Below are 13114 nucleotides of genomic sequence, written 5' to 3' on the forward strand. Positions count from 1 at the left end.
TATTTTTTTGAAATTTTTGAAAAATATATCAAAAGATGTTCCCTACAGTTGTTTTTACCCACAAATAGGGAATTTGGACTATTATTTAGGAAAAACAATCGTTTCCGTAAATCTTCGGGTTTTTCCGCTCAGAAAAAGTTATACTTGTTGTAGAGTAGTAAAACTTTTATGCTTCATAAACCCCAAATCCGTAACCTTCTATTTTATTTCCTTTTAGTGTTGCTTGGAGCCTGTCAAGGGCCTCAGACTAAAAAGATTATAAAAATGGGCCATGCCCAAGTAACCTCTCATCCCGTTCATGCTGCCATGCTGTTTTTGGCAGAAAGAATTGAGGAGAAATCAGGAGGTCAGATCATCGTCAAAGTTTATCCAAATCAGCAATTAGGAACTGAAAGAGAACTTCTGGAACTACTTCAAATAGGTAGTTTGGGAATGACCAAAGTTTCTGCTTCTGCTTTAGAAGGTTTTGCACCTACTATGCAAGTATTTGGGATGCCATATCTTTTTAGAGATGATGAGCATCAAGAAAAAATTCTCAACGGCGATATTGGAAGACAGCTTCTTTTGGATGGTGAGGAATATTGGTTGAGAGGCTTGTGCTATTATGACGCAGGAAAGCGAAGCTTTTATACCAAGGATAAGCCAGTGGAGACTCCCGCTGATTTGGCAGGTTTGAAAGTTCGAGTAATGGAAAGTCAGACAGCTTCCAATATGGTGAAGGCCATGGGAGGTTCTCCGACTCCAGTTTCCTATGGTGAGCTTTACACTGCTTTGCAGCAAGGAATTGTGGATGCTGCTGAAAATAATGCACCGAGTTTTTACAATTCCAAGCACTACGAAGTTTGTAAATTTTATAGCCTAGATGAACATACAGCTATTCCTGATGTGGTAATTATTAGCACGAAGGTATGGAATCTCTTGAGCCCACAGGAGCAAGAATGGGTGCAAGAAGCAGCGTATGAGTCTGCAGCTCATGAGAAGAAACTTTGGGCTGAATCCACAGCTGAATCTTTGAGAGAATTGGAAAAAGCAGGTGTAACCATCACGCATCCTGACAAAGAGCCTTTCCGAAAAGCTGTAGAAGGGGTATATGATCAACTTAAAGTTGAGCAGCCTGAAATCTATGAAATTGTCCAGGCAATCAGAGAAGTACAATAATAAATCCCAAAGGAATGTTTTCTCCCAGTATAAAAAATACAATTGATCGCTGGATAGAGGTGTTTTTGATCCTCTTGATGGCATTGATGGTCATCAATGTATCTTGGCAAGTTGGCTCAAGATATATTTTGAATGACCCTAGCTCCTTTACAGATGAGCTGGCTAGATACATGTTGATATGGGTAGGGATGCTCGGAGCTGCTTATGTGGCCGGAAAAGATGAGCACTTGGCTATTGACATTGTTTTGACTAAAATGAATCCTACCAATCGCATCAAAACTCAAATGCTAATTCATGTTTTTGTGATGCTTTTTGCCTTGGCAGCAATGGTGATTGGTGGTGTCAACTTGGTTTATATCACCTTTATTTTGGGTCAAAACTCCGCTGCTTTGCAGATTCCATTGGCCTACGTTTATGTAGTGATTCCTTTCAGTGGATTGCTCGTGATTTATTACCAAATCAGTAGAATTGTTATGTTGAACCAAGAGCTAAAAAACAGTTGAAATGGAGACCTTAAGTATTTTAGTTCTAGTAATATCCTTTTTGTTCTTTTTGGGAATAGGTGTTCCTGTTGCTTGGAGTTTAGGTCTTTCCAGCCTTTTGACTTTGTTGGTTACAGTTTCGACTTTACCTGCGATGACAACCATCGCACAGCGTATGGGGACGGGATTAGATAGTTTTTCCTTGCTTGCAATTCCCTTTTTTATACTCGCAGGAGAGCTCATGAACCGGGGAGGGATAGCCAATCGATTGATTGACTTTGCAAAAGCAATTACAGGCAGACTTCCAGGTGGTTTATTGCATGTAAATGTGATTGCAGCCATGCTGATGGGAGCAATTGCTGGATCTGCTGTAGCAGCAGCCTCATCAATGGGAGGAATCTTAGGTAAAAGAATGGAGAAAGAAGGTTATCCAAAAGAACTGGGAGCCGCAGTTAACATCACCTCTTCCACAACTGGATTGATCATTCCACCTTCCAATGTGTTGATCGTTTATTCTTTAGCCTCAGGAGGAGTTTCTGTTGCTGCGTTGTTTGTGGCAGGTTATTTACCGGGCTTGTTGGTTGGAGTTATGTTAATGATCACAGCCGCAGTAATGGTTAAGATCAAAAAGCTTCCTTCAGGAGAAGCCTCGACAATTAAGCAAGTTTTGTCCACGTTCTGGAAAGCAATTCCTAGTTTGTTCCTTTTGATCGTCGTAATTGGAGGGATTATAGCAGGAGTATTCACAGCAACAGAGGCATCCGCGATAGCTGTTTTGTATGCTTTGGGGCTTTCATTAATATACAGAGAATTAAAAGTGAAAGACTTGCCAGCTGTTTTGTTGAAGTCTGCTGAAACTACAGCGGTCGTCATGCTTTTGATTGCTACTTCTATGGCGATGTCTTGGGTGATGTCAGCGGAAGAAATTCCTCAAAGTATTTCTAATTCATTGTTATCCTTGAGTGATAATATTTTTGTAATCCTGATCATGATTAACTTGATTCTTTTGTTTGTAGGGGTGTTTATGGATATGACTCCTGCAGTTTTGATCTTTACGCCTATCTTTCTACCAGTCGTGACGGCTTTGGGTGTTGATCCAGTACACTTCGGGATCATGATGGTACTAAATCTTTGTATTGGCTTGTGTACACCTCCTGTGGGATCCATTCTGTTTATTGGAGTTGGAGTCGCTCAAACGAGTATTCAAAAAGTCATCAAACCGCTTTTGCCTTTCTTCTTTGCGATGATCGTTGCCCTGATCTTGATTATGGCATTCCCAGAAATATCGCTTTGGTTGCCTCGAGTATTTGGGGTTTAATAAATCAAGAGGCTGTCCCAAAAATATAAAATTTGTCTACCTGAGCGGAGTCGAAGTCCAAATGAGTCGAAATAATCAACATTTCGACTTCGCTCAATGTGACAAAAATGAAATATGAGACAACCTCTTTTTTAATTCTTTACTTCTTCAATTCCTTTTCAATAAATGCAACAGATAGTGGTATCTGCTCAACCGAGCGGCTACTTTCATCTTCAATTACCAAATAGGCTGTTTTTTGCTTTTTCGCCTCTTTGATAATCTTCGCAATTTCTACATCACCTGTTCCAAGGACTACATTCGTTTCTACATCTCCTTGACCGTTTTTAGATCCAGGAGTTCCGATCAATCTGTCTTTGAGATGGAGCATTGGAAACTTGCCTTTATACTTTTTCATGATTTTCAAGGGATCGCCACCTCCCATTTTTACCCAGAAAACATCCATGTTGAACGCAAAGTCTTCCGCATTTTCGAGCATGTAATCCATCACTACACCTTTTCCATTTGGTCCAAACTCATATCCATGAGGATGATAAAGAAATGTTAGATTATGTTCCTTTAATTCCTTTCCGACTTGGTTGAAAAGAGCAGTGGAAATCTTGATTTCATCCAGAGTAATTGGGCCGTCAGCATGTGGTATCCAGTAGCAAGTGACGTATTTGGCACCATATTTTTTTGCTTCTTCAATGATAGGCTGGAGTGTTTTTGTCAATTGATTGTAATCAGCGCCAACACCGACAATGCTTAAGTTGTTTTTGCGGAGCAGATCTTGGTATTCCGCATCAGATAGTCCGTATCCACCTCCTCCTTCCAAAGCATGAATTCCCCATGAAGAAACCTTTTGAAGGTATTTGGAAGGGTCATTTGGCATTTCATTTCTCAAGGAATAAAGTTGAAGCGCCACTTGCTGGGCTGATAAGCTTAGTGGTAAGCAAAATAGAAGTGAAAAAAAGAGTTTTTTTAGATTCATGATTAGGTTGATTTTGGGAAGAATCAATCTAGTGAATTTTTAAATGCAATGTTAAAATGAAGCGCTCAGCAACAAGATAAACCGCTAAAACGATAACTTTTCTTCCTTTTCTTCCTATTTTTCATATTGAGAATTATTCTGAAAATTCGATTACCCTTAAAATATTTATGAACTCCAGAAGAAAATTTATTCAAAATTCCTCCTTGATTGGATTAGCTATGAGCATTAAACCCGATTTCAGCCTTTTCGAAAAACAAGATCAAATCCTAGGTCATGGTGACTTTAAATATAAAGTCGATATGAAATGGGGTAATCTGGATCCTACCAAAGTTCCTGTAGTCAATTGCCATGAAATGGTAATGGATCGAAAAGGTAGGATGATCATGTTGACTGATGAAGCGAAGAATAATGTGATTATCTATGACCAATCAGGAAAGCTTTTGGATACCTGGACTTTGGGATTGAAGTCTGGACATGGCTTGACTCTCGTAGATGAAGGTGATGCAGAATACCTATGGGTGGTAGACAATGGAGGAAGAGTACTGAAGACCACATTGGATGGAAAAATCATTACTGAAATCAAAAATCCGAAAGAAGTAGGGATTTACTCAGAGGACATGAGATGGACTCCAACAGAGACAACGGTCGCACCAAATGGAGATTTATATATAGCTGATGGTTATGGATCTCAGTATTTTCTTCATTATGATTCTGATGGCAATTTCATCCGCAAATTCGGAGGTGATGGCCATGGTGATGCACAATTCAAAACTGCTCATGGTATCACTGTAGATCAGCGTGGAGGTGCAGCTCCCACCTTGATTTGTACGTCTCGTGGACATAATTCCTTCAAAAGATTTTCTATGGATGGGGAATATATCGAAACCATGTTTTTGCCAGGAGCATTTGTTTGCCGACCTGTGATTCATGGTGAAAATCTATACGCAGGAGTTTGCTGGTCAAGATTGAAGTATTTGGAGCAAATGCCTGACTCAGGTTTTGTGACGATTTTGGATAAAAACAACAAAGTGGTTTCCAACCCAGGAGGGACTGCCCCAGAATATAAAAATGGCGAATTGCAATTAATGGTACAGAGTGAGCCGGTGTTCAAACACTGCCACGATGTATGCATTGATCAAGATGAAAATATTTATGTCTGCCAATGGAATGCAGGTAAGACATATCCAATTAAGCTTACCCGAGTCTAAGGATTTGGGTAAGTTGAGTGTTGTTTCACCTCCTAACCCAAAATATTATGAGTTCAGTAACAGTTGGATGGTTTGAGATTCCAGTCAAAGATATGGATCGAGCCATTGGATTTTATGAGAAAGTTTTTGCCTGTCAATTGAATAAGCAGGTGATGGGAGATTTTCAAATGGCCTGGTTTCCTATGGATGAAAATTCGAAAGGAGCTGGTGGTAGTCTTGTATATCATGAGCAATTCTACAGCACCAGTGAGCATGCTGGATGTTTGATTTATTTCTCTTCAGAAAATTGTGAAGTTGAGCTGGGAAGAGTTGAAGGTGCGGGAGGGAATGTGCAAATACCTAAGCGCTTGATTGCTGAAGATATTGGGTATATGGGTGTGTTTTTTGATTCGGAAGGGAATCGAGTAGCTATTCATTCCAGAGCTTAAAAAAGGAAATATTTAAGGCAAATGAATAGAATATTTAAAGAGGAGTCTCTGATCTCGCTGGATTTGCTACAGGAGAAAACCACTCGGATTTTTGTTCTTCTATCAAGTGCATTAATGCTTTTTTAGTTTAAGGTCAGAACTTCATACAGCACCAATATAGAAAAATGGGCAGGTATGATCCTGCCCATTTGTAAGAAAATTGCTGATAAACTGGAAATGAAATTGGGATTTGAAACCCAAGGAGATAACCTAAATGTCTTTTACCTAGAAAGGAAAATGAGCTAGATAATCACTACGGTTAGACTTTTTGCCCCATGAGCACCGATTACCAAGGATTGCTCAATATCTGCTGTTTTCGATGGACCTGCGATGAAAACTCCAAAGCCTGAATGTTGCGCTCCTATTTTTTCATATGCTTGATGCATATTTCCGAGGATATTCGATTCAGGTACGGTTATGACCAAATGCTCTGTGATAAAAGGAATAGCTCTTAATTTTAACTGAGTGTCATCCAGCCAAATGGCTCCATTTTCTGCTGCCGCCCATTGTCCATCCAAGATAGCCAGCTCCAGTTCCGCCAATTCATGAGGATCAGAAGGAAGAATTTGAGAGGAAGAAACTTCAAGTCTTTCTGAATTAGAAAGAATCTTGGAGTAACCTTTTTCTTCCATCCAAGATTGAAAATCTTCTTTGGAAATCACCTGACCTTTATTGCCTTCAATGGATAAAATAAATGTGGCAAGTAAGTCCTCTGGAACTCTGAATTCTGGAATTTCTGGAAGAGTTTTGTTATCGGATTTTACTTTTTGAATCGCTTGAATGATCTGATCTTTACTGCTCATGGTCTGTTCTTTTTATACCATTCTTTAAAAGATTCTTTCGGAGGATTTGGTAGATCTCGCTCTTTGCCCCAAACGTTCAATGGGTTGTAAATGATTGACTTTGGTAACGCTTTCAAGGATTTTCTCATCAAGCTCCCAGAGATTTTGTATGCCAATGGACTGGTGAAAATTCCACTAGCCATCTTCATACTCATTCCTTTTGCCATGTCTGGATTGGCTTTGGTGATTTCTTGACGCCATTCATATAGCTGCTCATGAATGTTGATTTTAACAGGGCAAACATCGGAGCAGCTGCCGCAAAGAGTAGATGCGAAAGGTAGGGTGCTGTACTTTTTGACATCAATACCTGGCGACAAAATTGATCCAATAGGTCCTGGAACAGTACTGCCATAACTGTATCCGCCACTTCTTCTATAGATGGGGCAAGTATTCATGCATGCACCACAGCGAATGCATTTAAGGGAGTTTTTAAATTTTTCCCTTGCTAATTGGCGGGTTCTTCCATTGTCCAAAAGAACAATGTGTATTTCTTTTCCTGGTTCAGGACTTCTAAAATGCGAGTTGTAATTGGTGATAGGTTGACCGGTAGCAGATCTAGCCAAAAGACGAAGGAATACTCCCAAGTCTTTTCTTCGAGGAATGATCTTTTCAATTCCCATGCAGGCAATATGTACATCTGCTAGATGTACTCCCATATCTGCATTTCCTTCATTCGTACAGACTACAAACTCACCAGTTTCAGCGACTCCAAAGTTTACTCCGGTGATAGCTACTTTCGCCTTTAAGAATTTCTCTCTAAGATGAAGTCTAGCTGCATGGGTCAAATAGGTTGGATCTTCATTTCCTTTTTCAGTCTTGAGCTTCTCATGGAAAATCTCCGAGATGTCCCCTTTCTTCAAGTGAATTGCCGGAAGGACAATATGACTTGGGGGTTGCTGAAGGAATTGAACGATCCGCTCTCCTAAGTCAGTATCAACCACTTCCACTCCTCTTTTCTCCAAATAAGGATTGAGATGGCATTCTTCGGTTAGGATCGATTTACTCTTGACGATTGCTTTGCAATCATGCTTTTCCAAAATTGAATGGACAATCTGGTTATGCTCTTCGGCATTGACAGCCCAGTGAACATGGATCCCATTCTTTTTGGCATTTGCCTCAAAGTCCAATAGAAGTGTGTCCAGATTATTGAGGACATAGTCTTTCAGTCCAGAAGCTATTGTTCTCAAGTTTTCCCACTCAGGGATCGACTTTGAAATTTTATCTCGTTTATCTCGGACAAACCAAAGGGTCTCATCATGCCAATGACTTTTGGCCTGATCCTTCAAAAATTCCGCTGCTTTCGATGGGTGACTCATTGAATAGCTTGGTTTAAGATTTCGGCAATATGCATGAATTTAAGCGGCTGCTTATTCCTCGAGGATATCCCCTGCAGGTGCATAATGCAGGACATGTCTCCACCAGTAAGAATCTCAACATCTTTTTCCAGGTGATCTGCCAATCGGTCTTTTCCCATTTGAACAGAAAGAGCTTCCTCACTTACAGCGAAAGTTCCTCCAAAACCACAACACTCATCTTTTCGGGTCAATTCTACCCAGTCTAATCCATCCAGTCCTTGAAGTAACTGTTTGGCTTTATTAAATGGAGAGACATTTAACTCGGTAGATGCTCCTAATCGAAGTCCTCTTAATCCATGGCAGGAAGAATGATATCCGATTCGGTGTGGGAATTTTCCCTTGATTTCAGCTTTTAAAACGTCCGTAATAAATTCTGTCAATTCATATACTTTTCCCTGAAGCTCTTTGTAAGCATTTTGATCAAGGAATTCTGGCGGGAAATGTTCTTTCACGTGCATGATGCAACTTCCCGAAGGAGCGACTACATAATCGAATTCTCCGAAAGTCTTGATGAAATGCTCACTGCTTCCAATGGTATCTCTCTCATAGCCAGAGTTTGCGAGCGGCTGGCCACAGCAGGTTTGGTTTTGAGGATAGCTGACTTTGCAGCCTAATTTTTCAAGTAATTCTAAGCTGGCAATCCCTACGTTTGGATAAAATTGATCCACGTAGCAGGGAATAAAAAGGCCAACATGGGGTGTTTGATTTGACATGGGGTTCGAATTTAGTTTCCAAAACTCGAATTCACTAGCATAGCAGCTCCTAATGCGGATCCATTTGGAAAATCACTTGGGATAATTTCGAGGGCAGGTAGTTTAATTCGAAGCATGGATAGGAAAATGTCATTTGCATTAAATCCTCCATCCACGTAGAGCTTTTTGACATTCGAATCTTCCAAAACGAGGCTGAGTGAAGCTACCTGAAGATCGGTCAATTCGTGGATGAAAGTATAATACGCAGACTCAAAATTCTCAAAACTTGCCCAGTCGGAGCAAGCCGCTTGTGGAATATCGTAATCCTCCGGCTTCAGGTAGTGAAAATGTATTCGCTTTTTTGACTCATTCTTAGCTTTTTCATATAGGCTATTGTCAAACTTTAATTTTTTGTAGGTGCCCTGGGGAAGTTCCCAGAAGCTGTACATTTCATCAATCTGATACTTGTGCTCTTCTCCAATAAAGAGTCTGGAGATCTTGATGGGTTGACCTTGAATGCTCAAAAACTGAAGGCAATCCTGCTTCAATTGTTTTTTGGTCAACTTAGATTTGTTGAAAGGATTGATGCTGATCGCCCATGTGCCTGTTGACAACAGAGCGAATTCGTTACTTTCTTGACTGAGGTAGGGAAGAAGTGCACCAGAAGAATCATGAACTCCAATTCCACAAGGAATACTGCCAAACTCTTCCTTGGTTTGTAAAAGAGAGTTTCCAGGTAAAATAGGAGGAAGTAGCTTGTCTATTTCTTCATTTTTCACCCAGTCATGGTAATCCATTTTCTCAAAATCCCACAATCCCGTATGACATCCAATGCTGGTATAATCAGAGACCATTTGGCCCGTGAAAATCATGCTCAGATATTGGGGTAAATGAAGGCTGTATTTGATCTTTTTATAAAGCTCAGGTTTGGAATGCTTGATGAAATATATCTGGAGTCCAGAGTTGAGCATCGCCAATGGAGGGGAGGAAGTCTGCTTACAGAAATCCATCTTGCCACCATTTTGAGCGTAGAATTTTTTTAATAAATCCTCAGGGTAAGGCTTTAGGTAATCGTAAAGTGGAGTGACTGGCTCTCCAGTTTCATCTACATGGACAAAGGAGGCTCCATGTCCAGAGAAGTTTAATTTTTTGATTTCATATTGCTCGGATTCCAGAGCCTTTTTGAAGGTTTCGATCATCCAATCCCTCATCGGGAGAACCGGTTCGGCAGGGAAACCATCCTCATCTGGAATTGAATCCAGACGAGTGTAGGTGTTCCAAACTTCATTTAATGATTCGTCAAAAAGAAAGAATTTCTTGTTGGTCTTGCCAATGTCAAAAACAGCAGTAACCGGGATTTTGGGCATGGTAAAAACTTAATTCTATAGAGATTTTCGGATGGTTAGCCTAAATGGATTTTTGATTGGAATTCTATCTTCGGAACCTAGGATTTGCTCAGCGATTGATTTGCCCATATGGACAAAATCAGTAGAAACAGTAGTGATTCCTTCTGCCAATATTTCTTTCAATGGAGTGTCATTGTAAGAAATCAAACCGATATTCTTACCAAGACACAGGGATTGCTCTCTGGATTTTTTTACCACACTAACCAAATCCGATTCTGAAAGAACAATGTAGCATTCTCCATTTTCCAATGGCTCTTCATCATCCATTCCATCGATAACCAAATTCTTGAAATCATGGAAGAAACAGAATTTTTTGAAGCCGTCGATGATTTCCTCTGGATACATTCCCCCTTTCGGGAAAACCAAAATCAATCGTTCGTACTTTTTCAAATGAGAAATTCCAGACTCCAAGGCCTCGAAAATATCCTTGCTAAAATCCTGATAAATTCCAGGGAATTCATTCTCATGACCCTTTACAGCCCGGTCAATGATCAATAGTTTATCCTTTGGGATTCTCTTGATCAATTCATAAGCAGCGTCTGGATGTCCCTCTTGATCAAAGAAGTGAGGGGCAAGTACATAATAATTGTACTTGCCTATATATCTTTCTAAGAAGTCCTCGAATAGCCGCTTATTATAGTGATGAATCTGTAAATCAACAGTTGCTTGATCGCCCAGGCTTTCGACAATAGAATAGTAGATGAGCTTTTTGTAGGAACTCAATTTATTGAAGAGCAAAAGCACTTTTGATTTTGAGGCCATATTGGTAGAGGCCACATAGAAGCCCTTACCCCGAACGGAAGTGATTATTCCTCTGTCTCTCAATTCGTTATAGGCTTTTTCTACGGTGTCTCTTGACAATAAAAGATCAAAACTCGTTTCATTAATTGAAGGGATTCTATCCCCGACCATCAGCTCTCCCTTTTCTATATCCTCCAAAATCAGGTTGACTACCTGTAGATATTTTGGAGTACGGGAATCTACATGTATCATTTCAGATTTGTCTAAAAGCATTGGTTATTCTGGGTTTTTGGGTACTCATACTTTTATCTCGGAAATGCTGCTGCCAATCCGCCGTCTACATTCAGCATGTTTCCGGTTGATTTGGACAACAGACCTCCGACAAAGGCAAATGCCGCATTGGCAATGTCCTCTACCTTGACACTTTCTTTTAGAAGTGTTCTGTTGGCGTAATATTGTGGCAAGTCTTTGACATCAATACCATAAGCTTTGGCGCGATTTTCAGCCCATCCACCTTCCCAGATGTTGGAGCTTTCAATCACTGCGTCCGGATTGACTACATTGACTTTAATCTTATCTTCTGCTAATTCAGCTGCCATCAATCTTGACATGTGCAGCTGAGCAGCTTTGGTTGTACCATAAGCTACATTTTTTGGGCCGGCTACCAAAGCGTTTTTACTTACAATGTTCACTACATCGCCTCCAGTGCCCTGTTTTCTCATCAAATCCACTCCAGCTTTTGATACATGGTATTGACCCATTACCAGAATATTGTGAAGTCTGTCCCAATCCTGGTCGCTGTGCTCTTCGAATTTTCTGGAAATGCTGATTCCAGCATTGTTGACAATGATGTCCACTCCGCCATATTTCAGACAAGTAGATTGAATAGCTTTTGCAAGGCTGTCGGTGTCAGTTACATCCAAAAGAACTCCGTGTACGATATCTTTTCCATACTTACCAGTGAACTCGTTTAGTGCTGAGTCGAGCCTACCTGCATCGATGTCTGTCAATACCACGCATGCTCCTTCTTGAACGAATTTTTCTGCGATACCTTTTCCGATTCCTCCAGCACTTCCTGTTACCAAAGCAATCTTTCTGGAAAGGGGCTTTTCTTTTGGCATTCTCTGAAGCTTCGCTTCTTCTAGTAACCAGTATTCAATATTGAAAGCCTCCTGAAGAGGAAGAGAAACATATTCTGAAACTGCTTCAGCTCCGCGCATCACATTGATCGCATTGATATAGAATTCGCTAGCAACACGGCTAGTTTGCTTGTCTTTTGCGTAGCTGAACAAACCAACACCTGGCCAAAGGATGATTACCGGATTCGGGTCTCTCATAGCCGGACTGTTTGGATGCTTGTGGTTTTCATAATAGGAAGCATACATCGCACGATAATCTTCAAAAGCTTTTTCGAAAGATTGTTTGATGGCTACACTATCAGATAAATCAGCATCTGGAGCTAAATCCAATACCAAAGGAGAAATTTTCGTTCTCAAAAAGTGATCTGGGCAACTTGTACCCATTGGAGCTAATTTATTAAGATCATGGCTATTGATGAATTGTAGGACAGTGTCAGAGTCATTGAATGTTCCAACCATCAATTTTTCAGAAGAAGCCAAACCTCTTAGGATCGGAGCAAGAATAGCTGCTTGACTTTTTCTTTGATCAGGTGCCAAAGATTGAACTTTCTCTCCACCGAAAACTGGGCGAGTTTTTCCATAATGATCTTCCAAATATCTGGATGCCGTCTCAATTACATCCAAGCTATTCATATAGCAATCATAGGCAGTGTCACCCCAAGTGAACAAGCCATGTCCTCCTAGCATAATACCTCGGATTCCAGGGTTTGCATTCAGCGCGTCTCGAAGCTGAAGTCCCAAATCGAATCCTGGCTTTTGCCATGGAACCCAAGCAATGCTACCATTCCACAGATCTTTGGTGATCTTTTCGCCATCCTTAGATGCTGCGATTGCTATAGCCGCATCAGGGTGTAGATGATCGATATGCTTGAATGGTAAGAATGAGTGCAAAGGCGTATCAATAGATGGAGCCTTGGATTTCAAATCATAGATACAATGGTTGAAAAGTTCTACCATTTCATCTTCGAATTCCAGACCTCTATATACAGACTCCAGCGAGCGAAGCTTGTCTACATAAAGTCCGGCCAATCCTGCCTTAGTAAGTGTTCCTATGTCTCCGCCGGAACCTTTCACCCACATGATTTCTACCTCTTCACCTGTCAAAGGGTCTTTTTCATAGGTTTTGCAAGAGGTATTTCCTCCTCCATAGTTTGTAATGCGTAAATCTGAACCTAGAATGTTGGATCTATAGATCAAAAGATCTACTTCTTTTCCTTCTAATTCATTTGCAACTTTTTCGTCCCAGAGGTAAGAGACATGTTTAAAGTTCTGGGTTTTCATCGTCATATTTTGGTATTTTAGCTTATACGAATTTGTAAGAAATATGCCCAAAGTGTGT

General features: G+C 40.5%; 12 protein-coding genes. 5 read left to right on the forward strand and 7 right to left on the reverse strand.

Annotation, left to right across the window (positions count from 1 at the left end; all coding sequences use genetic code 11):
• The first annotated feature begins 168 nt into the window (after positions 1–168).
• From BUF13_RS18420 to BUF13_RS18430, 3 genes are read left to right on the forward strand one after another with little or no spacing between them, the layout of a single operon-like run.
• A complete protein-coding gene (locus tag BUF13_RS18420) occupies positions 169–1158 on the forward strand; it encodes a TRAP transporter substrate-binding protein (RefSeq protein WP_073573294.1) in 990 nt (329 codons plus the stop codon).
• Between the two features lie 14 nt (positions 1159–1172).
• Positions 1173–1661, forward strand: coding sequence for a TRAP transporter small permease (locus BUF13_RS18425; protein WP_073573295.1), 489 nt, complete (start codon positions 1173–1175; stop codon positions 1659–1661).
• A 1-nt stretch (position 1662) separates the two neighbouring features.
• A complete protein-coding gene (locus BUF13_RS18430; protein WP_073573296.1) occupies positions 1663–2958 on the forward strand; it encodes a TRAP transporter large permease in 1296 nt (431 codons plus the stop codon).
• Between the two features lie 139 nt (positions 2959–3097).
• Here BUF13_RS18430 and BUF13_RS18435 read toward each other — a convergent pair whose 3' ends face one another.
• Entirely contained in the window at positions 3098–3925 is an 828-nt protein-coding gene (locus BUF13_RS18435; RefSeq protein WP_073573490.1) for a sugar phosphate isomerase/epimerase family protein, read from the reverse strand.
• A gap of 218 nt (positions 3926–4143) precedes the next feature.
• Between BUF13_RS18435 and BUF13_RS18440 the strand changes: the two genes are divergently transcribed.
• Both BUF13_RS18440 and BUF13_RS18445 read left to right on the forward strand, forming a co-directional pair.
• Positions 4144–5133, forward strand: coding sequence for an NHL repeat-containing protein (locus tag BUF13_RS18440; RefSeq protein WP_243839774.1), 990 nt, complete (start codon positions 4144–4146; stop codon positions 5131–5133).
• A gap of 47 nt (positions 5134–5180) precedes the next feature.
• Positions 5181–5561 (forward strand): VOC family protein, encoded by a 381-nt coding sequence (locus BUF13_RS18445; protein WP_073573298.1) that lies wholly within the window; start codon positions 5181–5183, stop codon positions 5559–5561.
• Between the two features lie 281 nt (positions 5562–5842).
• Here BUF13_RS18445 and BUF13_RS18450 read toward each other — a convergent pair whose 3' ends face one another.
• Genes BUF13_RS18450 through BUF13_RS18475 form a run of 6 tightly spaced genes read right to left on the reverse strand, consistent with a single transcriptional unit; the run spans position 5843 to position 13062 of the window.
• Positions 5843–6403 (reverse strand): LutC/YkgG family protein, encoded by a 561-nt coding sequence (locus BUF13_RS18450; protein ID WP_073573299.1) that lies wholly within the window; start codon positions 6401–6403, stop codon positions 5843–5845.
• Positions 6400–7758, reverse strand: coding sequence for a lactate utilization protein B (locus BUF13_RS18455; RefSeq protein WP_073573300.1), 1359 nt, complete (start codon positions 7756–7758; stop codon positions 6400–6402). Before BUF13_RS18455 ends, BUF13_RS18450 begins: the two co-directional genes overlap by 4 nt.
• Positions 7755–8510 (reverse strand): (Fe-S)-binding protein, encoded by a 756-nt coding sequence (locus BUF13_RS18460; protein WP_073573301.1) that lies wholly within the window; start codon positions 8508–8510, stop codon positions 7755–7757. The genes BUF13_RS18455 and BUF13_RS18460 overlap by 4 nt, the downstream gene beginning before the upstream one ends.
• Before the next feature lie 11 nt (positions 8511–8521).
• Positions 8522–9856 (reverse strand): FGGY-family carbohydrate kinase, encoded by a 1335-nt coding sequence (locus BUF13_RS18465; protein WP_073573302.1) that lies wholly within the window; start codon positions 9854–9856, stop codon positions 8522–8524.
• Between the two features lie 15 nt (positions 9857–9871).
• A complete protein-coding gene (locus BUF13_RS18470; protein WP_083586520.1) occupies positions 9872–10909 on the reverse strand; it encodes a GntR family transcriptional regulator in 1038 nt (345 codons plus the stop codon).
• 32 nt (positions 10910–10941) lie between these two features.
• The gene (locus tag BUF13_RS18475) at positions 10942–13062 is read right to left on the reverse strand and encodes a bifunctional aldolase/short-chain dehydrogenase (protein WP_073573304.1); all 2121 of its coding nucleotides are present in this window, start codon (positions 13060–13062) and stop codon (positions 10942–10944) included.
• Positions 13063–13114: the final 52 nt, after the last annotated feature.

It is taken from the genome of Algoriphagus zhangzhouensis, assembly GCF_900148515.1.
GTDB lineage: Bacteria > Bacteroidota > Bacteroidia > Cytophagales > Cyclobacteriaceae > Algoriphagus > Algoriphagus zhangzhouensis.